The sequence below is a fragment of the Micromonospora pisi genome (genome assembly GCF_003633685.1).
Taxonomy (GTDB): Bacteria; Actinomycetota; Actinomycetes; order Mycobacteriales; family Micromonosporaceae; genus Micromonospora_G; species Micromonospora_G pisi.
The window spans coordinates 4,046,028-4,071,241 of sequence record NZ_RBKT01000001.1 but is presented as its reverse complement, the minus strand read 5'-3'; the positions used below and the strand labels follow the sequence as shown (position 1 = coordinate 4,071,241).

The 25,214-nt window shown below is 69.8% G+C and carries 24 protein-coding genes; 17 read left to right on the top strand and 7 right to left on the bottom strand.

Translation table 11 applies throughout. From position 1 onward, the window contains the following. Positions 1-50: 50 nt before the first annotated feature. The 14 genes from clpB to BDK92_RS17125 all read left to right on the top strand — a co-directional run bounded on the left by clpB (position 51) and on the right by BDK92_RS17125 (position 12,627). Positions 51-2,642 carry an ATP-dependent chaperone ClpB gene (clpB, locus tag BDK92_RS17190; protein ID WP_121157626.1) on the top strand — a complete coding sequence of 864 codons (2,592 nt, stop codon included), beginning with the start codon at positions 51-53 and terminating at the stop codon, positions 2,640-2,642. A 94-nt stretch (positions 2,643-2,736) separates the two neighbouring features. Continuing rightward, positions 2,737-3,114 (top strand): hypothetical protein, encoded by a 378-nt coding sequence (locus tag BDK92_RS17185; protein ID WP_121157625.1) that lies wholly within the window; start codon positions 2,737-2,739, stop codon positions 3,112-3,114. 84 nt (positions 3,115-3,198) lie between these two features. Then, positions 3,199-4,176, top strand: a complete 978-nt coding sequence (locus BDK92_RS39690; RefSeq protein WP_147457026.1) for a hypothetical protein — start codon at positions 3,199-3,201, stop codon at positions 4,174-4,176. Between the two features lie 108 nt (positions 4,177-4,284). Next, on the top strand, positions 4,285-4,950 hold the full coding sequence (locus tag BDK92_RS17175) for a DUF4178 domain-containing protein (RefSeq protein WP_121157623.1): 666 nt from the start codon (positions 4,285-4,287) through the stop codon (positions 4,948-4,950). A gap of 2 nt (positions 4,951-4,952) precedes the next feature. Continuing rightward, entirely contained in the window at positions 4,953-5,540 is a 588-nt protein-coding gene (locus tag BDK92_RS17170; protein ID WP_121157622.1) for a DUF2617 family protein, read from the top strand. Further along, the gene (locus BDK92_RS17165) at positions 5,537-5,962 is read left to right on the top strand and encodes a DUF4247 domain-containing protein (RefSeq protein ID WP_121157621.1); all 426 of its coding nucleotides are present in this window, start codon (positions 5,537-5,539) and stop codon (positions 5,960-5,962) included. The genes BDK92_RS17170 and BDK92_RS17165 overlap by 4 nt, the downstream gene beginning before the upstream one ends. 39 nt (positions 5,963-6,001) lie before the next feature. After that, entirely contained in the window at positions 6,002-6,427 is a 426-nt protein-coding gene (locus BDK92_RS17160) for a DUF350 domain-containing protein (protein WP_121157620.1), read from the top strand. After that, positions 6,427-7,308, top strand: a complete 882-nt coding sequence (locus tag BDK92_RS17155; protein WP_246017086.1) for a hypothetical protein — start codon at positions 6,427-6,429, stop codon at positions 7,306-7,308. The genes BDK92_RS17160 and BDK92_RS17155 overlap by 1 nt, the downstream gene beginning before the upstream one ends. Beyond that, complete coding sequence (locus BDK92_RS17150; RefSeq protein WP_246017085.1) at positions 7,305-8,897, top strand: polyamine aminopropyltransferase; 1,593 nt, start codon at positions 7,305-7,307, stop codon at positions 8,895-8,897. Before BDK92_RS17155 ends, BDK92_RS17150 begins: the two co-directional genes overlap by 4 nt. Positions 8,898-9,027: 130 nt before the next feature. After that, complete coding sequence (locus BDK92_RS17145; protein ID WP_147457025.1) at positions 9,028-9,840, top strand: hypothetical protein; 813 nt, start codon at positions 9,028-9,030, stop codon at positions 9,838-9,840. 119 nt (positions 9,841-9,959) lie between these two features. Next, positions 9,960-10,631 carry a hypothetical protein gene (locus BDK92_RS17140; RefSeq protein ID WP_147457024.1) on the top strand — a complete coding sequence of 224 codons (672 nt, stop codon included), beginning with the start codon at positions 9,960-9,962 and terminating at the stop codon, positions 10,629-10,631. Between the two features lie 19 nt (positions 10,632-10,650). Beyond that, a complete protein-coding gene (locus BDK92_RS17135) occupies positions 10,651-11,463 on the top strand; it encodes an SDR family NAD(P)-dependent oxidoreductase (protein ID WP_121157617.1) in 813 nt (270 codons plus the stop codon). A 189-nt stretch (positions 11,464-11,652) separates the two neighbouring features. Beyond that, entirely contained in the window at positions 11,653-12,192 is a 540-nt protein-coding gene (gene pyrE / locus BDK92_RS17130; protein WP_121157616.1) for an orotate phosphoribosyltransferase, read from the top strand. Positions 12,193-12,249: 57 nt separating this feature from the next. Beyond that, complete coding sequence (locus BDK92_RS17125; protein ID WP_091081602.1) at positions 12,250-12,627, top strand: ArsR/SmtB family transcription factor; 378 nt, start codon at positions 12,250-12,252, stop codon at positions 12,625-12,627. 358 nt (positions 12,628-12,985) lie between these two features. Here BDK92_RS17125 and BDK92_RS17120 read toward each other — a convergent pair whose 3' ends face one another. The 6 genes from BDK92_RS17120 to BDK92_RS17095 all read right to left on the bottom strand — a co-directional run bounded on the left by BDK92_RS17120 (position 12,986) and on the right by BDK92_RS17095 (position 21,629). Further along, positions 12,986-13,696 carry a DedA family protein gene (locus BDK92_RS17120; protein ID WP_121157615.1) on the bottom strand — a complete coding sequence of 237 codons (711 nt, stop codon included), beginning with the start codon at positions 13,694-13,696 and terminating at the stop codon, positions 12,986-12,988. A 183-nt stretch (positions 13,697-13,879) separates the two neighbouring features. Then, the gene (locus tag BDK92_RS17115; RefSeq protein WP_121157614.1) at positions 13,880-16,417 is read right to left on the bottom strand and encodes a polynucleotide kinase-phosphatase; all 2,538 of its coding nucleotides are present in this window, start codon (positions 16,415-16,417) and stop codon (positions 13,880-13,882) included. A gap of 81 nt (positions 16,418-16,498) precedes the next feature. Next, positions 16,499-17,965 carry a 3' terminal RNA ribose 2'-O-methyltransferase Hen1 gene (locus BDK92_RS17110; protein WP_121157613.1) on the bottom strand — a complete coding sequence of 489 codons (1,467 nt, stop codon included), beginning with the start codon at positions 17,963-17,965 and terminating at the stop codon, positions 16,499-16,501. 136 nt (positions 17,966-18,101) lie between these two features. After that, entirely contained in the window at positions 18,102-19,400 is a 1,299-nt protein-coding gene (locus tag BDK92_RS17105; protein ID WP_121157612.1) for a hypothetical protein, read from the bottom strand. Next, positions 19,397-19,924, bottom strand: a complete 528-nt coding sequence (locus BDK92_RS17100) for a SigE family RNA polymerase sigma factor (RefSeq protein ID WP_121162303.1) — start codon at positions 19,922-19,924, stop codon at positions 19,397-19,399. The genes BDK92_RS17105 and BDK92_RS17100 overlap by 4 nt, the downstream gene beginning before the upstream one ends. 121 nt (positions 19,925-20,045) lie before the next feature. Beyond that, positions 20,046-21,629, bottom strand: coding sequence for an LPXTG cell wall anchor domain-containing protein (locus tag BDK92_RS17095; RefSeq protein WP_121157611.1), 1,584 nt, complete (start codon positions 21,627-21,629; stop codon positions 20,046-20,048). A 350-nt stretch (positions 21,630-21,979) separates the two neighbouring features. Between BDK92_RS17095 and BDK92_RS17090 the strand changes: the two genes are divergently transcribed. Beyond that, on the top strand, positions 21,980-23,086 hold the full coding sequence (locus BDK92_RS17090) for an LCP family protein (RefSeq protein ID WP_170208604.1): 1,107 nt from the start codon (positions 21,980-21,982) through the stop codon (positions 23,084-23,086). 29 nt (positions 23,087-23,115) lie between these two features. Here the strand turns inward: BDK92_RS17090 and BDK92_RS17085 are convergent, their stop codons facing one another. Next, positions 23,116-23,364, bottom strand: a complete 249-nt coding sequence (locus BDK92_RS17085; RefSeq protein ID WP_121157609.1) for a hypothetical protein — start codon at positions 23,362-23,364, stop codon at positions 23,116-23,118. A gap of 203 nt (positions 23,365-23,567) precedes the next feature. On the opposite strand from BDK92_RS17085, the gene BDK92_RS17080 reads away from it, so the two are divergent. Both BDK92_RS17080 and fbaA read left to right on the top strand, forming a co-directional pair. Further along, entirely contained in the window at positions 23,568-23,951 is a 384-nt protein-coding gene (locus tag BDK92_RS17080) for a phage holin family protein (protein ID WP_121157608.1), read from the top strand. Positions 23,952-24,125: 174 nt separating this feature from the next. Then, positions 24,126-25,154: a class II fructose-bisphosphate aldolase gene (gene fbaA / locus BDK92_RS17075; RefSeq protein WP_121157607.1), complete on the top strand. Its 1,029-nt coding sequence runs from the start codon at positions 24,126-24,128 to the stop codon at positions 25,152-25,154. Positions 25,155-25,214 lie beyond the last annotated feature (60 nt).

The window sequence follows — 25,214 nt, the reverse complement described above, 5'->3', positions numbered from 1 at the left end:
CTCAACTCTGGTTGTGTCGTCACCAGTGGACACGCCGATCAGGGGAGCCCATGAACGCCGAACGCCTTACCACGAAGAGCCGCGAAGTCATCACCGGTGCGGTGGCCATCGCCAACCAGCGCGGACACGCCACCGTCGAACCGTGGCACCTGCTGTTGTCGCTGTTGGACACCGGTGGTTCCACCGCCGGTGGCCTGCTGCGCGCCGTCGGCGCCAACGCGGTGGAGATCCGTCGGGCGGCAGCCCGCGCGGTCGAGAACCTGCCCGCCGCGCGTGGTGCCAGTGTCGCCGAACCCAGTCTCTCCCGCGAGTTCGCCAACGCGATCGGCGCGGCCGAGCAGATCGCCCGCCCGCTGGGCGACGAATACACCTCCACCGAACACCTGCTCGCCGGGCTGGCCCGGGTGGGTGGCGTGGTGGCCCAGGCGCTCAAGAGCGCGGGTGTCACAGAGGAGAACCTGGTCGCGGCCTTCCCTGCCGTACGCGGCGGCGACCGCCGGGTGACCAGCGCCGACCCGGAGCAGACCTATCAGGCCCTGGAGAAGTACGGCGTCGACCTGACCGCCAGCGCCCGTGCCGGCAAGATCGATCCGGTGATCGGGCGTGACTCCGAGATCCGTCGGGTGATCCAGGTGCTCTCCCGGCGTACCAAGAACAACCCGGTCCTGATCGGCGAACCCGGGGTCGGCAAGACCGCGATCGTCGAAGGGCTGGCCCAGCGCATCGTCGCCGGGGACGTACCGGAGTCGCTGCGGGACAAGAAGCTGGTCTCGCTCGACCTGGGCGCGATGGTCGCCGGGGCGCAGTACCGGGGGCAGTTCGAGGAGCGCCTCAAGTCGGTGCTGGAAGAGATCAAGGGCTCCGACGGCCAGGTGATCACCTTCCTCGACGAGCTGCACACCGTGGTCGGCGCCGGTAAGGGCGAGGGCTCGATGGACGCGGGCAACATGCTCAAGCCCATGCTCGCCCGGGGCGAACTCCGCATGGTCGGTGCCACCACGCTCGACGAATACCGCGAGCACATCGAGAAGGACCCGGCGCTGGAGCGGAGGTTCCAGCCGGTGCTGGTCGGCGAGCCGACCGTCGAGGACACCATCGGCATCCTCCGTGGGCTCAAGGAGCGCTACGAGGTGCACCACGGCGTACGGATCACCGACGCCGCCCTGGTCGCCGCCGCCACCCTCTCCGACCGGTACATCACCGAACGCTTCCTGCCGGACAAGGCGATCGACCTGGTCGACGAGTCCGCCTCCCGGCTCCGGATGGAGATCGACTCCCGTCCGGTCGAGGTGGACGAGATCGAGCGGGCGGTACGGCGACTGGAGATCGAGGAGATGGCGCTGGCCAAGGAGCCGGACGCCGCCTCGGCCGAGCGCCTGACGCGGCTGCGCAAGGAACTGGCCGACAAGCGCGAACAGCTCACCGCGCTCAGCGACCGGTGGCGACTGGAGAAGGAGCACATCACCCGCCTCTCCGCCGCCAAGGAGGAGCTGGAACGGCTCGGTGGCGAGGCCGAACGGGCCGAACGCGACGGTGAGTTGGAGCGCGCCGCCGAACTGCGGTACGGCCGCATCCCGACCATGCAGGGCGAACTGGCCAAGGCAGAGGCCGAACTCGCCGTACTCCAGGCCGCCGGGGCGATGCTCAAGGAGGAGGTCGGCGCCGACGACATCGCCGCCGTGGTCGCCTCCTGGACCGGCATTCCGGCCGGCCGGCTCCTCGAAGGCGAGACGGCCAAGCTGCTGCGGATGGAGGACTCACTCGGCTCCCGGGTGGTCGGGCAGGCCGAAGCGGTCGCCGCCGTCTCCGACGCGGTCCGTCGCGCCCGCGCTGGCGTCGCCGACCCGGACCGGCCCACCGGCAGCTTCCTCTTCCTCGGCCCCACCGGGGTCGGCAAGACGGAGCTGGGCAAGGCCCTGGCCGAGTTCCTCTTCGACGACGAGCGGGCCATGGTACGCATCGACATGAGCGAGTACGCCGAGAAGCACTCGGTGGCCCGGTTGGTCGGTGCCCCGCCCGGCTACGTCGGGTACGAGGAGGGCGGCCAGCTCACCGAGGCAGTGCGCCGCCGGCCGTACTCGGTGGTGTTGCTGGACGAGGTGGAGAAGGCCCATCCGGACGTCTTCGACGTGCTGCTCCAGGTGCTCGACGACGGTCGGCTCACCGACGGGCAGGGGCGTACGGTCGACTTCCGCAACGCGATCCTGATCCTCACCTCCAACCTCGGTTCGGGGCAGATCGCCGATCCGACCCTCTCCGAGGAGCAGCGTCGCGACGCGGTGCTCGCGGTGGTCCGTACCCATTTCAAGCCGGAGTTCCTCAACCGGCTCGACGACATCGTGGTCTTCGCGGCCCTGACCGGCGTCGACCTCAGGTCCATCGTGGACATACAGCTCGACCGGCTGCGCCGACGGCTGGCCGATCGGCGGCTCGCCCTGGTCGTCAGCGACCCGGCCCGCGACTGGCTGGCCGACCACGGGTACGACCCGATCTACGGCGCCCGCCCGCTGCGCCGGCTGGTGCAGTCGGCGATCGGCGACCGGCTCGCCCGGTCCCTGCTCGCCGGTGACATTCGCGACGGCGACGTGGTCCGGGTCGACCTGGCCGAGAGCAAGGACGCGCTGGCGGTCTCCGCCGGCTGACGGACGGGATCCCGGTGGTCGCGACCGTTGGACGGGCGGTAGGCAACCACCGGGATCCGGGTTCGGAAGGCCCCGACTGGGGCACAATCGGCACATGGCCCAGTCCACGGAACCCAGTGACGGCATCGCCGAGGCGGTGCGCGAACTCCGCGTCGCCGAGGTGGTGGCGTTCGGCGGGGTGGGCATCGCCGGCCAGGTCCTGCCCCCGACGGAGGCGTACCACGTCCTGGAGGTGGCGCTGCCCAGCAAGGTGGACGAGGTGCGCTCGCAGATCTCCTGGCTGCTCGCGAACGGCTCGGCCGCCGGCAAGGTCTACGCGGCGACCCTGCTCAACCGTTTCGACCCGGCCGCGGCCCGTGCCGCCTGGGAGTCGCTCACCGGAGAATCGGCCGAGTTCACCACCTGCACCGGCTGCCTGATGGACCGGACCACGCTCGGCGAGTACGCCGCCGCACAGCTCGACCACCCCTGATCCGTACGTGTTGATCCGTACGGTGGCACGGACCGGCTGATCGCGTACTGTCGCCAGCCCGGACCGATCATTAACCTCACGGCGGTGAGCGACGCATCGACGTACCCGGCCGCAGGACCTCCGTCGCCCGGCTTCCTTCCGTTCCCGGCGACGCCCTCGGCCGGACGTCCGTCCGGGGTGACCGTCGCCGGCTGGCTGCTCCTCGCCGCCGCTGCCGTGCTGCTGGTCGACATCGCGCTCCAGGTGGTGTACGCGATCTCCTACCACAACCGGATCGACCGGATCGCCGCGCTGACCCGGGCCGCGCCGGACGAGGTGACCGGCGAGCGGCTGGGCAACATGGTGACGACGCTGATCCCCGGTGCGCTGGCGCTGCTGTTGGTGATCTGGCTGGCGGCCTGCGTACCGCCGTTGCTGCGGGGACGGAACGTGGCCCGGATCTTCGCCCTGATCCCGGTCGGTCTGACGCTGCTCTGCTGTGCCGGCCAGGGCGCGGTGGCGTCGATCATCCCGCTGCTCATCTTCGGTGGACTGACGGATCCCATGATCGGCGCGCCTCCGATCGACCCGGATTTCCCGACCGACCCGGACTACCCAGGAGACCCGGACTACCGAGGAGACCCGGACTACCCGGACTATGCCGAATCCGATTTCTACGGCCAGCTCTACAGCGAGTCGGATCCGGTGTGGGACACGGTTACGCTCCTCTCCCCGGTGCTCGTCCTGATCGCCACCGCGCTGGCCGCCGGCGCGGCGGTGCTGCTGTTGCTGCCGTCGGCAAACCGTTACTTCTCCGCCCGCCGGCACCTCCCGACGTACTGGCCCGGCTACGGCTACCCGCCGCCCGTGGGTTACCCGCCGGTGGGATACCTCCCGCCGGGCTACCCGCCCGGATTCACGCCTGCGCCGCCGTACGGCGGGGTCGGGTCGAGCCCGGCACCCGCATTCGGTGACCCAACCGCCACAACCGACTCGGGAACCTCGGAGGATCCGCCCAGTTCGGACAGGACGGAAAGGGCCGACGGGCCGGCGGTCGACCCGCCCCCACCGTCGGCCGGGTGAGTTTCGTGAGATCACGATGAACGGCTGCTGGTCGGCGCGACCGGATTATGGGGCGTGCGCGCGGTTGTTACCGTCGGCGCCCGCAGCAGTTCGAGAGAGGCGGATCCGGTGAACGGGGCGACGGCGTACCTGGTGGCGGCGATCGGGTGCGTGATCGCGGTGGCCGGCGTGGTGGTGGCGGTGCTCGCCCTGCGGTCACGACGCAAACAGGCCGCCCGCCCCGCCGAGCGCGATCCGTTCCGTGCGGCCGACAACGACGCCGACGCGCTTCGCGGCGACCCCCGCCAACTGCGGCCGGGCGACGTGGTGGAGATCAGGGGCAGCTCGTACGGTGTGCGCGGCACCCTGCGTTTCACCGAGGGGAGCTGGGGCTGGAGCGAGCACCTGCTCGACGACGCGCGCGGGGCGAAGCTCTGGCTCTCGGTCGAGGAGGACCCCGACCTGGAACTGGTGCTCTGGACCGCGCTGCCGACCCCGGACGAGCCGGTGCTGCCGGGCGGCACCCGGATCGAGTACGACGGCCAGCACTACACCCTCGACGAGTCGGGACGAGCCAGCTACACCGCCGCCGGCACCACCGGGCTCGACCCCACCGGTACGGTGCGCTACCACGACTATCTGGACGGTGCCGGCGTCCGCCTCTCGTTCAGTGCCTACGGCAGCGATACGGACTGGGACATGTCCAGGGGCGAGTTGCTCACCCGCGCCGAGGTGCTGATCTACGGGCAGGCCCCGGCCGGGCCCGACGACAAGCCGACCGGGCGGGCCGGCTGAGCATGCTCGTCACCCTGGACACCCCGTACGCGGACACCACCGCCGCCGAGCTGAGCCTCGCCCTGGGCTCACCGGAACTACCGGCGCTGCACGTGCTCGACCTGGTCCATCCGGACCGGCCCGGCGTACGGCTGCTGCTGCGCCTGCTCGGCGCCTCGCACCAGGTGGTGCTCCACCGCGATCCGAACGTGCTGCGGCCGGCGCTGGTCGAGACGGTCGCCTGCCTGCCCGGCCGGCGTCCTGAGCTGCCGGCGGCGCTGGCCGACCCGGCGACCGGTTACCGGTTCACCGCCCGGGTGCTGCGACCCGATTCGGCGGCGATGTCGGCCCGTACCGCCGCGCTGCGGCGGGAACTCGCCGAGGACCCGTACGCGCTGATCGGGGTCTTCCCCGGCGGACCCGACGCGATCACCGCCCTGCGGCTGCACCGCTCCGACGTGCGTACCCGGCCCGACGGGGTGGACGAAATCGGGGTGGGCGCGCTCGGGACGGGTGCGATCGGGGCGGGCGAGATCGGTTGGCGCACCTGGCACGCGTACCCGCAGAGCGGCGAACTGGTCGAGACCGAGACGGTGGTGGGGGCGGCATGACGTACCGCAGATGGTTCTTCGTCGGGACGGCGTTCGCCCTGCTCGGCGCGGTGCTCGCCGGTTTCGCGATCTTCTACGGCAGCTTCTCTCCGCGCGGTTACGTCGAGGACCACTATTCCCGCACGGCGGCGCGCGACATCGCGTCACAGGCCACGGCGTATCGCTCCGACAAGTCGCCGAGCGAGGTGGCCGAGGAGGTCACCAGCGCCTGGAAGCCGGCTGACCAGTACGTCGACGGCAGCGGGGTCTACCTCCGCTACGACGACGACTCCGTGGTGATCCTGCCGCTGGCGGGCGGTTCGCTGATTCTGCTCGAAGGGCTCCGGACCGCATACCCGCGCTACCACGGCACCGTCGGCAACGCCTGGGGCTGGGGGCGGGGTGTGACCGTACGCGGCGGTGGCCCGGGTGCCGGCAAGTAGAGCGGCGGACCAGATCTCTCCTCACCCCTTGGGAGCCTCATGTTGACGACCCTCGCCACGGACCTGCTGGCCACCCTCGCCTACGGCATCGTTGGTGTGGTGCTGATGGGCATCGGTTACCTCCTGGTGGACATGGCCACACCCGGCCGGCTGCACGAGCTGATCTGGGCCGACCGCAACCGCAACGCGGCGCTGCTGCTCACCTCGAACCTGGCCGGGGTCGGCATCATCGTGACCACGGCCATCGTCGCCAGCGAGGACGACCTCGCCGCCGGGCTGGTCGGCAGCGCCGCGTACGGCCTGGTCGGGCTGGTCATCATGGCCGGCGCGTTCCTCCTGCTCGACCTGGTCACCCCGGGGCGGCTGGGGGAGATCCTGGTCGACCCGGAACCCCACCCGGCGGTCTGGGTCTCCGCGGTCGTGCACCTCGCCACGGGTGCCGTGATCGCCGCCGCGATCAGCTGATGGCGGTCGAGTCAGGCCCGGGCCCGGAGCAGTCGCCCGAAGGGCGCAAGGGTACGGCGAAACCGGTTGCCGATCGGCGCGAGGGCATCGGCGGTCGCCTGACGCGGGACAGGCGGGCCGCCCGCCGGGCCAAGGTCGTCGCCTTCTGGGCGGTGGCGCTGCTGGTCGGCACCATCGTGATCGTCTTCGTCGCCGCCACGTGGCCCGGCGGCGACGGTGGCGGGGGTACGGCCGTACCTCCGCCCGAGGCGGCCGAGCGGGCGGACACCGTCGTCCTGCTCGAAGACGCGTACCGGGCACAGGGCGTCTGCTACGGCTGGCACCTCCAGGGTGGGCTGGTGCCGAGGGTGAGCGTGGGTTCGAATCTCGGCGACGGCGTCGATGTGGAGAGTGATCCGACCCGGTGCCGGCGCTGGGTGAAGGTCGTCGCCGACGTCACCTATACCTCGGAAAGCAGTGAGAGCAACGACTATGCCTCGTTCTGGGTGACCAGTTCGGGCGACTTCCCGGGCATCGACTACGACACCGGACTGACCAGGTTGGGTCTGTCTCCCGACGCCTTCATCGACGACCCCGGTTGGGCGGTCTGCCGGGCGGCGGTCTTCCTTCCGCTGCTGGTCGCGGAGGCGGGAGCGGCACCGGCCGTACCGGTGCGGGCGGAGCCGAGCGCGGCGCCGACCCCGATGTCCCTGCCCGATCCGGGCGACGACTTCTGGCGTGACCGCTGGGGGTACCTGGTCGGTGCCGGCGGCCTCTTCGGGATCACCGTGGTCCTGCTGACCGTCGGCTGGTTCGAACGCCGGCACCAGCTGTCGGCGGCCCGCGTTGCCGAGGCTCGTGCCGCGGCCCGCGCCGCACGACGACCGGCGCCGAAGCGATGACCGAAGCCATGACCGGCGCCGGGACCGAGGCGCCGTCGTCGCCGACCCGGTGGCGGGCCGCTCGTACGGCGGTGCTCGCGGCGGTCTTCGTCTGCGCCGCCTGCGGGCTGGTCTACGAGTTGGCGCTGGTGGCGTTCGGCAGTTACCTGATCGGGGACACGGTCGGGCAGGCGTCGATCGTGCTCGGCGTGATGGTCTTCGCCATGGGGATCGGCGCGCTCGCCGCGAAGCCGTTGCAGTCCCGGGCCGCCGCCGCGTTCGCCGCCGTCGAACTGGCTCTCGCCCTCTTCGGTGGGCTCTCGGTGCTCGGCCTCTACGCGGCGTTCGCCTGGCTCGACCTCTACGCCCCGGCCCTGGTCGGCACCGCCTTCCTGCTCGGACTGCTGATCGGGGCGGAGATTCCGCTGCTGATGGTGCTGCTGCAGCGGATCCGGGCGCAGGCGGCCGGGAGCGCGGTGGCGGACCTGTTCGCCGCCGACTACGTCGGCGCGCTCCTCGGTGGTCTGGCGTTCCCGTTCCTGCTGATGCCGGTCTTCGGTCAGCTCCGGGGAGTGCTGGTGGTCGGGGTGGTGAACGCGCTCGCCGGGCTCGCGCTGGTCTTCACCGTCTTCCGGCGTGAGCTGAGCGCTCGGGCCCGGGTCGGACTCACCGCCGGGTCCGTGGTGGTCGGGCTCGTCCTCGGGTACGCGTACCTGACCGCGTACGACTTCGAGGTGACCGCACGGCAGCAGCTCTTCCGGGACCCGGTGGTGCACGCCGAACGCAGCGCGTACCAGGAGATCGTGCTCACCCGGTCGGTCCCGTTCGTCTCGCAGGGCGTCACCGACCTGCGGCTCTACCTCAACGGCGACCTCCAGTTCAGCTCGGTCGACGAGTACCGCTACCACGAGGCGCTGGTGCACCCGGTGCTGAGCGGCGCCCGTGGTTCGGTGCTGGTCCTCGGCGGCGGTGACGGGCTGGCCGTACGGGAACTGCTCCGTTATCCCGACGTCGGGTCGGTGACCGTGGTCGAGCTTGACCCGGCGGTGATCCGGCTGGCCCGGACCGAGCCGCAGCTACGTACGCTCAACCACGACTCGTTCGAAGACCCACGGGTACGGATGGTCAACACCGACGCGTTCCAGTGGTTGCGTACGGAGCGGGAGCGGTTCGACGCGATCGTCGTCGACCTGCCCGACCCGGACGAGACCGCGACCGCGAAGCTCTACTCGATCGAGTTCTACGCGCTGGTACGCGCCGTGTTGGCCGACGATGGTCGAGTGGTGGTGCAGGCGGGATCGCCGTATTTCGCACCGAAGTCGTACTGGTGTATCGAGGCGTCCATCCGGGCCGCCGGGTTCACCACCACGCCGTACCACGTGGACGTTCCCTCCTTCGGTGACTGGGGCTTCGTCCTCGCATCGAGGGGTTCGGTCGCGCCGACGCTGGGGCTGGCGGCCGACGTACCGCCGTTGCGGTTCCTCGACGCGGAGACACTGCGGTTGGCCGCGAACTTCCCCCGTGACCGGCGCCGGCAGGAGTTGCCGCCGTCGACGCTGCTCCACCCCCGGGTGCTGGAGTACGCCCGCGCGGAATGGCGCAGCTACTGAGCGCCGTACCGTCCCGTGTGCCGTCGAGACGGGCTGTCACCTGGGCGTGGCGGTGGGCGACACGCCGGTTTGGTCGGCAGGGCTGGCAGGGTACGGATACGGTGAGCCTCGATCTGAGGGAAGGAGCGCCGTGTCTGATCTGAATCCATCGGCCGCGCCGGTGGCTCGGCCACGTCCGAGCACCGTCACCATCGCCGGTTATCTGCTCTACCTGGTCGCCGGTTTGCAAGTGGTCCAGTTGGTGCTGTCGCTGTCGGTGCTGGACACCTTCAACGACGTCTTCGACGAGGCGTACGCGGGCACCGACATGGCGGACGCGGGGGCGGCGTTCGGCTCGGCCAGCCTGATCGGCGGCGCCGTGGTGGGCCTGGTCGTCGCCGCGGGCCTGGTCGTGCTCGCCCTGCTGAACAACCGGGGTAAGAACCCCGCCCGGATCGTGACCTGGGTGCTCGGTGGGCTCTTCTTCTGCTGCTCCATCGCCGGCCTCGGGCTGACCGCCGCCGGTAGCGCGCTCGCTCCGTCGTCCACCGACGCCAACACTCCGGACCAGGCCGAGATCCAGCGCCTGCTCGACGAGCGCCTCCCCGGTTGGTACAACCCGCTGACCCTGACGCTGAGCGTGATCACGGTGCTCGCCCTGCTGGCGGCACTGGTTCTGCTGGCCCTGCCGCCGTCCAACGAGTTCTTCCGGAAGCCGCAGCCGGTCTGGGAGCCGCCCGTGCCCGGCGCCGCCTACCCGGCGTACCCGCAGGCGGGTTACCCGCAGGCGGGTTACCCGCAGTCCGGTCCGCCGCAGCAGTACGGTCCGCCGACGTACCCGACGCCGGGCGACCCCGCCCAGCAGTACGGTCCGCCGTCCGGTGAGTCGGCACCGCCGAGCAGTACGCCGGACGACGAGCCGGGGTCTTCCGCGCCACCGCGCTCCGGCCCGCCGACGAGCTGACCGAGAGGCCGGTCGTTCGATCCGATCGGTGAATCGTCGAATCGAGCGGCCTCCGATGGCGCTTTTCCCGGATCCCCCCGAGTAGGTTGCATTCCGACGCCTACTCGGGGGGATCTGTCGTGTCGGACCCAGTGCACATGTGGCCCGCTGGTGTGGTTCCGCCGTCGGCGGGTTGGTCCACGCCGATCGTTCCCGTGCCGCCGGCTCGGCGCCCGATCGTGGTCCTACTCGCCGCTGCCCTGCTCGGTCTGATGGCGGTCGGTGGCCTGGTGCACGGGTTGGTCGGATTGGCCACGGTCGGCGGCACCGTGGACCGGTTCCGGGCCGCTACGGCGCAGGTCGGCGGTGACCGGTCGGAGGTGGACGCGCTGATCTCGTTGCTGCGGATCGGTGCGGGGATCGGTACGGCGGTGGCCGTCGTGGCGGCGGTCGTACTGGGTGGACTGGCCGTGGCCAACCTGCGCGGCGCCAACGGGGCCCGGATCGCCACCTGGGTGGTCTGCGGACTGGGGTTGCTCGCCGGCTGCTGTGTGCTGGCGGTCCAGGTCGCACAGTGGTCCGTGCCGTTGAGCACCGGTGGGGACGGGCAACTGTCGGCGGAGGTGGCCGGCGCGCTGAGCGACGCGTACCCGTCCTGGTGGGTTCCGTTGACTGTGGGGCTTTCGATCACCCAGGCACTAGGTTACTTTGTAGTAGCAACGCTGCTGGTGCTTCCCGCGGCGAACGCCTACTTCCGTGGGCGTACGTCGGTATCGGGGCAGCCGCCGGTGCCCCCGCCGCCGAACTGGTAAGGACCCGCTCGTGCCAGCCGTGCCCGCCCAGCCTCAGACCGGTCCGGGGTGGGCCCTGGTGACCGGGGCGACTGCGGGCATCGGTGCCGCCTTCGCCCGGCGGTTCGCGGCCGACGGCCGGCATCTGGTGTTGGTTGCCAGGGATGCGCGGCGGCTGACCGACACCGCGGCTGAACTCAGTGAGCGGCACGGAGTCTCGGTACGCACGATTCCGGCCGACCTCAGCACCGATGCCGGCTGCGAGGTCGTGGAGCGGCGACTCGCCGATGTGGTCGAACCGATTGAAGTTTTGGTGAACAATGCCGGAATCAGTCTGGCTCGGTCGTTCCTGAAGTCGACGGTGGACGACGAGGCCCGTTTGTTACGGCTGAATGTCCACGCTGTGATGCGCTTGACCCAAGCGGTACTTCCGGCGATGACCGAACGCGGCAGTGGGGCAGTGATAAATGTCTCTTCCGTTGCCGGCTTCGGAGCTGTAATGCCGGGCTCGACCTACTCGGCGAGCAAGGCGTGGGTGACCAATTTCAGCGAGTCGGTGGGACAGGCGACCCGCCGCTTCGGGGTCCGGGTGATGGTGCTCTGTCCCGGCTACGTCCGGACCGAGTTCCATCAGCGGGCCGGCATCAACACCTCGAAGATGCCCGACTGGCTCTGGCTCTCGGCCGACGACGTGGTCGCGGAAGCCTTGCGTGACCTGCGAAAAGGCAAGCTCGTCTCTGTTCCGGACTGGAAGTACAAGGCGGCCGTCTTCGGTTTGCGGCACGCGCCACGCGGACTGCTGCGTACGGTCGCCGGCGATACCCGTGGCCGGATCGGTCGAGACGAACGTTGATCTTGTTGACGGGACCTGGTCCCGTCGGTGGTACGGCCACCGTCATCGGGGTGTCGGATACCCCCGCCCGAGGCCGAATACGCAGCGTAGTCATGCACCGTCATTCTTGACGATCATTACCGACTGGAAACTGTTGTCTGGTCGGGTCCACCCAACAGCCCTCAGACTTGAGCAGTACCCTTGGGCGCCATGGGGGACCACGACGACCTGCGTAAATTCATTTCTGACCTGGCCGTAGTACACGGCCGGGTAGTGCTGTCCTCCGGTCGCGAGGCGGACTGGTACGTGGACCTGCGTCGCGTGACGCTCCATCACGCGGCGGCACCGTTGGTTGGTCGAGTAATGCTCGACCTGACCGCGGACTGGGACTTCGACGCGGTTGGCGGCCTGACCCTGGGCGCCGACCCGGTTGCCGGGTCGATGCTGCATGCCGCCTCGGCGGCGGGGCGCCGGCTGGACGCCTTTGTGGTGCGCAAGGCCGAGAAGACCCATGGTCTGCAGCGGCGGATTGAGGGCCCAGAGGTGGCTGGTCGTCGGGTGCTGGCGGTGGAGGATACTTCGACGACGGGCGGCAGCGTGCTGACCGCGGTCGAGGCGTTGCAAGAGGCTGGGGCCGAGGTTGTAGGCGTTGCGGTTATTGTTGATCGAGGCGCGGGCGACGCCGTTCGAGCGGCCGGACTGCCATACCGAGCGGCCTATACGTTGCCTGACCTCGGCCTAGTGGCCTAAAAGTTTGACGATTCGGATCTGCTGATATGCAGGCGGGTCGATGCTGCTGGTGGAAGGATGGAAAACGTGGGAACTGCGTTGGCTGAAATGACTATGCCTCAGATCTCGCCGCTTGCCGGCGAGCCGATCGAACGTGCCGACGCCGAGCGACTTGCGGGGGTCCTCAAGGCCCTCGCCGACCCCGCCCGGCTTCGGCTGCTCAGCCTGATCCAGTCGGCGCCGGAGGGCGAGGCGTGCGTGTGTGACCTCACCGCACCCCTCGGTCTCTCCCAGCCGACGGTCAGTCACCACCTGCGTATCCTCACCGAGGCCGGCTTGCTGGAGCGGGAGAAGCGCGGCGTGTGGGCTTACTACAGGCTGGTGCCGTCGGCGATCGCGACGATCGCCGACCTGTTGACTCCGCCCCGTAAGCGAGCCACCAAGAAGGCTCGCTGAATCAGCGAGCGGCCCGTCTGGTGTCCGCCCTTGTCCGGGTGGCACCAGGCGGTCCGACGGCTGTTTCGCGTGGAGATCGACAGGACGGATCCGCCTCGGTGGATGACGGCCTCTCCGGGTGAACGCGTAAGCGACTCACCCGGGCCGGCCGTCATGTGGCGTGCCCGGAACCCATCCCGGGCTCCAATGGCAACCACTCGGTATGACCTCCGGGCGGTGATTCGTGCTGGGTTACTTACCTACCTCGGCCGGCACCCTGTGGTGCCGGCCCGAGGTGTGTAACGGACCAATTGGTAGCGCTGGTACGCGGAGAATCAGTCGGGTGGGTAACCCGGGCTATCCCCAGTACGGCGCAATCTCAGTACGGCCGGTGCTGCTGGCTCTCCCGGGCGGCCTCGTCCAACGCCGCCTGCTCGGCCGGCGTGGTGCCCCGACGGGCGGCCATCCGCGCCCGGAGCAGTTCGATCGCGATCGGCACCACCGAGATCACCACGATCGCGATCAGGATGATCTCGATGTGCTCCTTGACGAAGTCGATCTGGCCGAGGAAGTAGCCGAGCAGGGTGACGCCGGTGCCCCAGAGCGCGCCGCCGATCACGTTGTAGATCACGAAGGTGCGGTAGTTCATCTTGCTCACCCCGGCGACGATCGGGGTGAAGGTCCGCACGATCGGCACGAACCGGGCCAGCACGATCGAGCGGGCACCGTACTTGTCGAAGAACTCGTGCGCCTTGAGCAGGTTCTCCTGCTTGAACAGCCGGGAGTTCGGGCGGCGGAACAGCGCCGGCCCGACCCGCCGGCCGAAGAGGTAACCCACCTGGTCACCCACGATCGCGGCGATCGTGATCAGCAGGCAGACCAGCCAGATCGGATAGGTGATGTACTGCCCGTCCGAGGTCAGCAGGCCGGTGGTGAACAGCAGCGAGTCACCCGGCAGGAAGAACCCGATCAGAAGCCCGGACTCGGCGAAGACGATGGCCAGGATGCCCAGCAGCCCGAAGGTGGAGATCAGCCACTCCGGGTCGAGGAACTCGGGGCCCATGGCCAGCGTGGTGGTGGGCGTCGGCACGGGGTGACCTCCGAAGTTTGCCGGTCTGGCAGCGACTTACCGCACGGCGGCGGACATTCCGAGCAGAGTACGACCCCTCCGCCGCTGGCGACGGGCACCCCCGCAGTCTAGGCGGCGGCGGTCGGCCCGCGCCCGCCGACGTCACCGCCCGGCGGAGATGGGCCGACCACCGTACGGCCGGTGTCAGAGCCTCGGGTCCACCGGCTCGGACTCGCAGGCCAGGATGGCGAAAACCAGCTCATGCCGCCGCCACAGCGGGGCACCCTCCGCCAACCGGTCCAGCGCGGCCAGCCCCAGACCGTGTTCGCGCAGTGCCAGGCCCCGCTTCCGCCCGAGTGACCGGTTTCTGAGCTGCGCCAACTGCTCCGGTTCGGTGTACTCCGGACCGTAGATGATGCGCAGGTACTCCCGGCCCCGGCACTTGATCCCGGGCTGGAGCAGCCGCCCCCGCCCGTCGGTCGCGGCCGGCCCGGCGTACGGCTTCACCACCATGCCCTCACCACCGGCCGAGGTCAGCGCCAGCCACCAGTCGGTGGCCTCCGCGACCGCCGCCTCGTCCGCCAGGTCGACCACCCGGTGCCGGGTCCGGGTGAAGAACTCCGGGTCGGCATCGTGCAGCCGGTCGGCCAACCCCAGATGCCAACCGTGGTCCCGGCCGGTGTGGACCTCGCCCTCGCTGGCGAGCAGCACGAACGGGGCGAGCGTCACCCCGTCGAGCCCGGCCGACGGGCGTACGTAGGCACGGTAGGCGTCGGTGTAGCGGCCCAGGTCCTCCTGGCGCCGGGCGATCCGGGTACGCAACTCGTCCACCGGCACCCCCCGACCGGCGGCCCGGTCCAGCACCGAGAGCACAGCGGGCAGCGCCGCCCGCCCCGCCGCGCCGACGCTGGCGTACTGCTCGCGGATCAGGCCGGTCGCCTTCGCCGACCAGGGCAGCAGCTCGGTGTCGAGAAGCAGCCAGTCGGTCCCGAGTTCCGCCCAGAGGCCGGCGCGGGTGGCTGCCGCCCGTACCCGGGCCAGCAGAGCCGCGTCCAACGGCGCACCGAAGAAAGGCCGCCCGGTACGGGTGTACACCGCCCCACCGGCGGGACCGAACTGGTCGTCCTCCGCCCGTTCGCAGACCAGCACCACCGCGCGCGAGCCCATGTGCTTCTCCTCGCAGACGACCCGGTCGACACCGGCGGACCGGAAGTCGGCGAACGCCTGCGTCGGGTGCTCCAGGAAACCGTCGACGGTCGACGTCGAGCAGGGCGCCATCGTCGGCGGAAGCCAGGGCAGGGCCCGAGGGTCGACCGCGAACCGGCTCATCACCTCCAGCGCGGCGGCGGCCTGCTCGGCGTCCACGGTCACGGTGCCGTACCCGTAGTCGAGGTGCCGACGTCCGGTGACATCACCCAGGTCGAGCGCCTCCCCGGACCGCTCCGGCCCGATGGCGCCGACGGGAACCAGGGGGCGGGCCGGTGCGTAGTACTCCTTGGCGGCCGGTACGGAGACGAGCTCCCGCTCCGGGTAGCGCAGTGCGGTCAGGGTGCCACCGAAGACGCAACCGGTGTCGATGCAGATCGTGTTGTTGATCCACTCGGGGGTGGGGGTCGGCGTGTGGCCGTAGACCACCATGGCCGAGCCCCGGTAGTCGCGGGCCCACGGGTAGCGCACCGGGAGGCCGTACTCGTCGGTCTCGCCGGTCGTCTCGCCGAAGAGCGCGAACGCCCGTACCCGACCCGACGCCCGGCCCTGGTACTCCTCCTTCAGACCGGCGTGGGCGACCACCAGTCGGCCGCCGTCGAGCACGTAGTGGCTGACCAGGCCGTCGATGAAAGTGGACGCCTCGGCGACGAACGCCGCGTCCTCCTGCTCCAGCTGCGCCAGCGTCTCGGCCAGCCCGTGGGTGATCTGTACGTTGCGACCGCGCAGCTTGCGCAGCAGCTTCTGTTCGTGGTTGCCCGGCACACAGATCGCGTGCCCGGCGGCGACCATGCCCATCACCAGGCGGAGCACGCCGGGACTGTCCGGGCCACGGTCCACCAGGTCACCGACGAACACAGCGGTACGCCCGTCCGGGTGCGTGGCGTCGACCGGGCGCCCGTCCGGATCCCGGTGCAGCGTCCAGCCGAGCTGGATCAGCAGCGCCTCGAGTTCGACCCGGCACCCGTGCACGTCGCCGACGATGTCGAACGGGCCGGTCAGCTCCTTGCGGTCGTTGAAGAGCCGTTCGTACCGGATCGTCGCGGCGTCGATCTCCTCGACCCCACGCAGGACGTGCACCTTCCGGAAGCCCTCCCGGGCCAACTGTCCGACCGAGCGGCGCAGGTCCCGCTGCATCCGGCCGAGCACCTGCCGCCCGAACGTCCGGTCGGCCCGGGCCTGGGTACGTTCCCAGCAGAGGGGTTCGGGCGCGTCGAGCACGATCGCCACCGGCAGTACGTCGTGTTCGCGGGCCACCCGAACCAGCCCGGCGCGGGCATGCGACTGCAGGTTCGTCGCGTCCACCACGGTCAACCGGCCGGCCCGCAGTCGCTTGCCCGCCACGTAGTGCAGTACGTCGAACGCCTCGGCGGAGGCGGACTGGTCGTTCTCGTCGTCGGCCACCATCGCCCGGAACGCGTCCGAGGAGAGCACCTGGGTCGGCGCGAAGTGCCGGCCGGCGAACGTCGACTTGCCTGATCCGGAGATGCCGACCAGTGCGACCAGTGCCAGTTCGGGGATGTCGATGGTGCTCACACGTTTTTCCTTCGGGGTAAGGAAGGGCCCCTTGTTATCGCTTTCGGTATAGGAAGGGGCCCTTCCTAACGAATGGGAGGGCTAGAGGGTGGGGGTGGGGCGGGTCAAGACGGCGAGCTGGGTGGGGGCGCCCACCTCGGGATCGTCGTCGCCGACGCCGCTGATCGTCGCGGTGTAGCCGTAGCCGGACGCGACCCGCTCCACCCAGCCGGCGAACTCACCCCGGGACCACTCGAACCTGTGGTCGTGGTGCCGCATCGCCCCGGCAGCCAGCCCCTCGTAGCGGACGTTGTACTCCGCGTTCGGCGTCGTCACCAGCACCGTCGCCGGCTGGGCGTGACCGAAGACCGCCTCCTCCAGCGCCGGCAGACGCGGTGGGTCCAGGTGCTCGACCACCTCCATCAGCACCGCGGCGTCGTACCCGCGCAGCCGGTCGTCGCGGTACGTCAGCGCGGACTGCCACAACTTGATCCGGTCCCGCTGCCGCTCCGGCAGGCGGTCCAACCGGAGCCGCCGCTGCGCCATCTCCAGCGCCCGGTGCGACACATCGGTTCCGACGATCTCGGTGTAGCGCCGGTCCCGGATCAGGTCCGCCAACAGGGCGCCGGCACCGCAGCCCAGGTCGAGGACCCGGGTCGAGCCGGTCGCGGCGAGCGCCGCCAGTACGGCCGCGCGGCGCCGTACCGCCAGTGACTGGCGCCGGGCACCGACCGGCAGGTGGGCCTCCTCGTCCGAGCCCTGTTCGCCGGTCGTGTCCACGCTGTCCGGGTCGGCCGCGTCGTCGCTGAGCCGGAGTTCGGCCAGCCGGGCCAGGGCGGCACCGGCCAGCGCCCGTCGGTGGGCCAGATAGCGGCGGGTGATCAGCCCCCGCTCCGGATGCTGACCGAGCCAGCCCTCACCTGCCCGGAGCAGCTTGTCGATCTCGTCCGGCGCCACCCAGTAGTGCTTGGCGTCGTCGAGCACGGGAAGCAGGACGTAAAGGTGGTTGAGGGCGTCGGCCAGGCGGAGCGTGCCGCGCAGGGAGAGGGCCACGTACCGGCTGTCGCCCCAGTCGGGCCGGGTCTCGTCGAGCGGGATCGCGGCGGCGGCCACCGTCCAGCCCAGCGGGGCGAAGAGCTGCTCGGCCAGCGCCGCACCGCCCCGGCAGCGCAGCACCGGCACGCTGATCTCCAGCGGGATCGCGGTCGCCGCCAACTCGGGGCGGTCCTTCGAGCTGCCGTGCAGCGCGGACCGGAAGACCTTGGCCAGGGCGGAGGAGAGCAGACTCGAAGCCGCGTACGGGCGGTCGTTGACGTACTGCCCGAGGGTGAAGCCCTCCGGGGTGGAGCCGGCACCCCGGCCGCGGCCCTTGCCCCGCCCGGAGGTCAGCCGCAGCGGGTCGACGTCGAGCAGCAGTGCGGCGGTGCAGCGGGTCTCGTCGGCCTGTGGATAGAAGACGTGCGCCGTGCCCGTCGGTACGTCGAACGAATGCTGCCGGTCGGGGTGCTTGACCAGCAGGTAGCCCAGGTCGGTGGCGGGCCGGTGGGTGGTGGTGACGGTGAGCAGCACGCGGAGAATGATCCCAGCCGAAGCTACCGGCGTCAGCCGGATTTGCCGGTGGGGCCGCATCCGGCAAACCGGCACGGCCGAAGCCCGTCAGCGATGACCGCCGACGGGCCGGCCGTTCCACCTGACCGGTCGACTCCTACCGGATGGCCCGCAGATCGAGCAGGTAGGTGCCGCCCTTCCCGTCGGACCACTGCACGAGCGCGCTCCCGGAGTTCGTCAACATCCAGGGATCGGAACCCCTGTTTTGTCCGAACGATCCCGTCGCCGTCGCTGGTCGCGGCGTCTTGACCACCGCTGCTTTCCCGCTGAAGCGATCCCAGACGAACGGGAAGCGGCTCAACGCTGTCTCGAACCAGGCCGTCGCGAACCGGCCGTCGAGCGCGGTGGTCATTCCTCCCCACACACCGGCCGTCGTTCCGGACCGGTCCGCGAACGGCTGGAGACCACTGCCGTCCAACCGTTGTAACGAGGGCCGCTGGTGCAGGGCCCCAGCCTGGCAGAGCACCGGATCACACTGGAGAGATTCGATGGTCGGGGCAGCCGTCCAGGGACGACGTTCACCGGTCACCAGGTTCCACAGCTCACCCGAGGTCGGTTCCCCGTTCACCGGGGTCAGCCGGGTGTGGGTGTCCACCCAGGGCGAGAGGCCGCTGAGGTAGAACGCCCCGGACCCGGGAACCAGGGTCGGCTCCCCGCCGGTCAGCGGGATCCGGTAGATGCCGGCCGGGCGCCTGCCCTCGTCCTGCCGCCAGTAGACACTGTCCCCCGCCGTGCCGAGGTGTGGACCCACGTGGTCCATCTCGACGTACGTGTACAGCAGGCGTGGCGGGGTCCGTCCGTCGAGTGGGGCCGCCCAGAGTGCGAGCCATCCCGCACTGCTCGGGTTCGCCACGTCGGCTATCCAGACCACCTCTTCTCCCACGACCACCAGAGAGGTGACCCCGCCGCCGATGGGGCTTCCGGTGCCGGTGGACGGATCGGCGAGTGGACGTATGGCGCCGGTTCGGGTGTCGAAGACCAACGGACCCCTGGGACGGGCCGTGCTGACCACCAGGTAGCGATCCCGGTCCACGATCGCCATCACGGCGTACTCGTCGCCGTTGGGGAGCGTGCCGGGCAGCTTGCGGACCGCTCGGGGCCAGACCTGCTCAGGTGACTTGAGCGTGGCGAACTCCGGGATCTCCCCGGACCAGTCGGTGGCGGTGGTGATCGGTTCCGGGTCCGGCGTGGGGGCCGTTTCGGTGGGCCGGAGCACGCCCAGGCCGCCGACGATCGTCAGCGCCACCGCGCAGGCCGCGGCGACAGTGACCCTCCGCTGCCGGCGTCGCCGCTGGCGGCGTCGGACCTCGGGTACGAAGTCCGTCTCGGGTGGCGGTGCGGTCGCCCCGGCGCGGGCCAGGGTACGGATCAGTTCGTCTTCCAGTTGGTCGGTCATCGCCCGCTCTGCACCATCCCTTCCTGCCTCGTCGTGCTCTCCGAATGCCAACTGGCGCGCAACTTGCTCAGCCCGCGATACGCCTGACTCCGTACCGTTCCCCGGGTGACGCCCAGGTGTTCCGCGATCTCCTCGTCGCTGCGGTGCTCGTAGTAGCGCAGCACCAGCACGGCACGCTGCCGCCGGGGCAACAGGGCCAACGCCTGCCACAGCCCGCCGTCACCGTCGGCGGCGGCGAACCCCGGCTCGGTGTGCGCCTGTTCCGGCATTTCGCCGGTGAGTCGCTCGCGCCGGTGCTTCCGCCACCAACTGATGTGCAGCCGAGCCATGGTGGTGCGTACGTATCCCTCGGGATCGTCCTTACGGCGTAGCCGCGACCAGGTCGACCCGAGCCGGGCCAACGCCTCCTGCGCCAGGTCCGTGGCGTCGTGCGGGTTGCCGGTCAGTACGTATCCATAGCGGACCAGGGCCGCCGAGCGGGCCCGGACAAATTCCTCGAATGCTTGACCATCCGCGCTCTGCATCTCCACCTCCTCGGACCCAGGACGCCGCACAGCGGTGAGCTGTTGCACGGCGGGGATCGGAAACGACGCACGCCCCGTTGGCCGGTCACCGGCCAACGGGGCGTGCGCGAACAGGATTGGATCAGGCGACGAAGCGCATCCGGCGACGCCGCGCCAGCACGAGACCGACCGCACCGGCACCGAGCACCAGCACGCCCACACCCGCCATCAGGCCGGCCGAGGCGCCGGTGATCGGCAGGCCGCCCGCACCACCGCCGGCGCCGCTGTCCCCCTCGCCGTCGTTGCCGGTGGCATTGACCAGGATCTTGGCCACGTCGTTCGCCGGGTCCAGGTCCTGGGGGAAGTAGCTCTCGCACTCGCACTTGGGGTTGGCCGTGACCTGGCCGGCCGCGTCGGCGATCACCTGGTCGACCCGGAAGCCGAAGTCGAAGGTGTGCTTCTCGCCCGCGACGACGATCGATTCCGAGTGGCACCGGTAGTTGGGTGCGCCGGGCTTGCCCGGGTTCGCCCAGTCGAATTCGTCGCCCTCGAACGGGAAGCAGTACTCGGGTACGGTCACCGCAGTCGTACCGGTCGGTACCTTGATGTCCACGCTGGTGACCGCACCGCCACGCCGGCTGGCGTCGATCGTCGCCGGGCCGTTGTTCTGGAATCCGATGGCCACCGGGACGACCTTGCCGGCCGCACCGGAGACGCTGGCGCCAACCGCGGCGAGGTCGGCACCGTTCTTGCCGGTGACGGTGACCTCCAGGTTGCTCCAGTTGTTGGTCGGATCGGTGTCCGCCTGCGCCCTGCGGGAGTTGGCGCTGGCCACCTCCGCCAGCTTCAGCTCACCGCCGGTGCCCGGCTTGCCGATCTCGATGCCGTTGGTCGCGAGGTAGGCGGAGAAGTCTTCGAATTCGGCCGTGGTCAGCCATGAAATCTCGCCGTATTCGCTGCCCGGCGCATACGTGTCGGTGCCCAGCAGGTACGGCAGGGTCGCGGAGTACGACTTGCCGGGGGCCAGCGGTTCGTCGAAGCGGCAGGAGCGGAGTTCGTCCGCCACGTAGGTACAGTTGCTGAACTGCTTCTCCGCGCGGATCGCGTAGTCGTTGAAGAAGAGCGCGTTGGTTCCGTTGACCGTGGTTCCGCCGATGTTGCGGACGGTGATCGGGCTGGTGAACTTCCCGCCCGGTTGCGATGTTGCCCGCTGCTCGGGCCCGGTGGCCAGGTCCACACCCTCGCCGATCCGGATCCGCGCCTCGTGGGTGACGGTGTCGAAGCCGGCCGCGCCGAAGCTGACCTTCACGGTGCCCTCGGCGTCCTGGACTCCCTTGACCGGGACGATGGTGGCGCTGTAGAGCCCGGAGGTACCCCACTCGTCCACAAGGTCGACGTGGTCCAACTCGGCCGGGGCCGAGCAGACGAGGTGGGTGGCGTCGGTCGGCGTGCACCACGCGCCGTCACCCTGGTCGGGGAGGCGTACCTTTCCGGCCAGGTCGCTGAAGTCGTACGTGATCTTGACATTGTGCAGGGCGAGCGACTCGGAGCCGTACAGGATCGGGGCATCCTTGATGCCCGGACCGTCCGCCGCGATCGTGCTGTCCATGAAATAGACACCGAGGCTGGGCTGCTCGGGTGCGGCGGTCGCAGGAGCCGCGGTGGTGATGAGCGCGCCTACGACGCCAAACCCGGCGAACCAACGCCGGGCATTGGTGTTACGCATGAAAGGGGTCCTCCCGTGGGGGTACAGGCGAAGCTTTCGGAGCGTACGGTCGGACGCATCGACAGATCGACCTGTGGCGCGATTTCTGACCGAACGGCCGATCATGAGAGCCTTCTCGTACTTATCCACGAAGTTGTCGATACTCTGCATCCCTTTCTTGGTTCAGCTTCGTCCTTAGTGATGCAGGGGCAGCGCAACAGGGGATCCGGACGGTGACGATGCGGTTTCGCAAAGCCAAGGGTGGCGACTCGGTATTGGTTGACGTACCAGATGTGGACAGTGAAGTAACAAAGAGTAAGCGTCGTGCTCGGCGGTCGGGTCGGCGTACTCCGTTGTGGGCGAGGTTGGTGGTGATCGCGGGCTGCGTGCTGCTCGCGATGAGCGGGGCTGCCTATGCGGTCACCCGGGTGGCGATCGACAAGGCGACCTCGAACATCACCCAGACCACCCTGCTCGCGGACGACGCCCGTGCGCCGAGAAGGACCAGCGCGCCCAGTGGCAAGAAGATCGACGGGGCCCTCAACCTGCTTCTGGCCGGCATCGATGTCCGGCCGGGATGGGATGCCGGCGCTCGGTCCGACACGATCATGATCGTGCACATCCCGGCAACGCACGACCAGGCGTATCTGATCTCGATCCCACGGGACTGGCGGGTACCGATTCCGGCCAATCCCGAGACTGACTATCCAGGTGGCACGGACAAGATCAACGCTGCGTTCGAATTCGGTTACCGGGGCGACGGTACGGAGCTCGAGAAGCGGGCGCGGGGCTTCAAATTGCTCGCCAAGACCCTGCACGCCCAGACCGGTCTCACCTTCAACGGGGCCGCGTTGATCGACTTCCAGGGCTTCCAGTCGGTCATTCGGGAGTTGGGCGGTGTCGACATGTGCGTCGACCAGCGCGCCTCCTCGATCCACCTGGCGTACGACCGCAACGGCAAGATCGTGCCGATCAAGTTCGACGAGGCCAGCCACCGGGTCTTCGACGTGCCGCCGGGCGGAAAGGTCGTCGTGCACGAGATCGGCTGCCGGTCGATGTCGGCGGAACTCGCGCTCGACTACGCCCGGATCCGGTACGGCCTGCCGAAGACCGACTACGACCGTCAGCGCCACCAGCAGCAACTCATCCGTGCCATCGTCACCAAGGCCACCAGCGCCGGCGTGGTCACCGATCTCGGCAAGATCAACCGGGTTGTCACCGCCGCCGGCAAGGCGTTCATCCTCGACACCCAGGGTGTGCCGATCGTGGACTTCATCTTCACCCTCAAGGGCGTCGCCGCGAACGACCTGGTCGTGCTCAAGACGAACCAGGGCAACTTCGCCGAAGTCAAGATCAACGGAATTTCGTACCAGCGGTTGACCGAGGAGTCGCTGGAGATGCTGCACGCGGCCCGCGACGGGGAACTGCCGAGCTTCGTGGCCGCCCACCCCGAAATGGTCGCGCCGAAGAACGGCTGAACCGGGCGCGCCGGCCCTGGCGCGGACGGCTACCGGTAGTCGTCCTCCGGCCCGATGATCCGGGCCTGCTCCAACGCGTCCCACTCGTCCACCTCGAGCCCACGGGGCAGTTGCCCCGCGTCGGTCGCCGAGGCGGGGCCGGCGTCGGTCGGATCAGCGGCGGCCGACTGCTCGACGGCGTCCTCGGCGGACGCCTCCGGGTCCCGCTCCTCCGGGTCGAGATGGTCGCCGGGGGCGAACTCCTCGCCGAGGACAGATTCATCTTCGGGCTGGGTCATCGTCGCCTCCTCCGGTCCGCGGTGCCCCTCCCACCGTACGGGTTGGCCCGCCGGTCCGCCGGGTACGTGCCGGCAAACAGGAACGCGCACGGCCCGCCCACCAGGGCACACGCCGCCCGCCCAGCGCCGGGCGGGCGGCGTGTGCCGACCCCAGTCGACCGGTTTGGCGCCCCGGCGGGCGGTGACGGTGACACCATGGGCCGGTGGGCTACCTGATCCGATTGGTGATCACGGCGGTCGCGCTCTGGGTCACCACGCTTCTGGTGCCGGGGATCGACGTCTCCGGTCGGTCGGCCGGGGAGAACGCGCTGACGCTGCTGGTCGTGGCGGTGATCTTCGGCGTCGTCAACATGGTGCTGAAGCCGATCATCCATGTGGTCGGCTGCGTGTTCTACGTACTCACCCTGGGACTGTTCGCCCTGGTCGTGAACGCGTTGCTCTTCCTCCTCACCGACTGGATCGCCGGCGAGTTCGACCTCCCGTTCCACGTGAACGGCTTCGGGGCGGCATTCTGGGGAGGCATCGTGGTCGCGGTGGTCAGCTGGTTGATCAGCCTGGTGGTACCCGACCGGCTCGACCGCCGGTGAGGCGTACCCGACCGGCCCGAGCCTGGTGCTTCGAACCGCACCGGTGTCGATCCGGGTCGGTTGCGTCCGGCGGGGTGTTCTGCGGGATACTGCCCGCGAAGGACAGCGCGGTCCGGCGCGTACACGTGAGACAGCGGCCGTAGCGGCCGAAGTGGTTAGTAAGGAGCGTTCGACATGCCCATTGCTTCCCCCGAGGTCTACGCGGAGATGCTGGACCGCGCCAAGGCGGGCAGGTTCGCTTACCCCGCAATCAACGTGACCTCCTCGCAGACCCTCAACGCCGCTCTGCGCGGATTCGCCGACGCGGAGAGCGACGGCATCATCCAGGTCTCCACCGGTGGTGCCGAATACCTTTCGGGTCCCTCGATCAAGGACATGGTCAGTGGCTCGGTCGCGTTCGCACTGTTCGCCACGGAGGTGGCGAAGAAGTACGGCGTCAACATCGCGCTGCACACCGACCACTGCCCGAAGAACAAGCTCGACGGCTTCGTCCGCCCGCTGATGGCGCTCTCCAAGGAGCGGGTGGCCCGTGGTGAGGCGCCGCTCTTCCAGTCGCACATGTGGGACGGCTCCGCCGTACCGGTCGCGGAGAACCTGGAGATCGCCTCCGGGCTGTTGGATGACGCGGCCGCCGCGCACGTCGTACTCGAGATCGAGGTCGGCGTGGTCGGTGGCGAGGAGGACGGGGTCGAGGGCGCGATCGACGACAAGCTCTACACCACCGTCTCGGACGGCCTCCAGATGGTCGAGGCGCTCGGCCTGGGTGAGAAGGGCCGCTACATGGCGGCGTTGACCTTCGGCAACGTGCACGGCGTCTACAAGCCCGGCAACGTGAAGCTGCGTCCGGAGATCCTCAACGAGATCCAGCAGGCCGTCGGCGCCAAGTACGGCAAGGACAAGCCGCTCAGCCTGGTCTTCCACGGTGGCTCCGGCTCGCTGCTGGAGGAGATCCGGGAGGCGCTCGACTACGGCGTGGTGAAGATGAACATCGACACCGACACCCAGTACGCCTTCAGCCGTCCGGTCGCCGACCACATGTTCCGCAACTACGACGGCGTCCTCAAGGTGGACGGCGAGGTCGGCAACAAGAAGATGTACGACCCGCGGGTCTGGGGCAAGCAGGCCGAGGCCGGCCTCGCCCAGCGCGTCGTCGAGGCGTGCGAGCACCTTCGCTCCACCGGCACCACCCTCGCCGGCAAGTAGTAACCCGCTGCGCGGACGCGACGGCCGGTTCCCGGATTCGGGGACCGGCCGTCGCGTCCG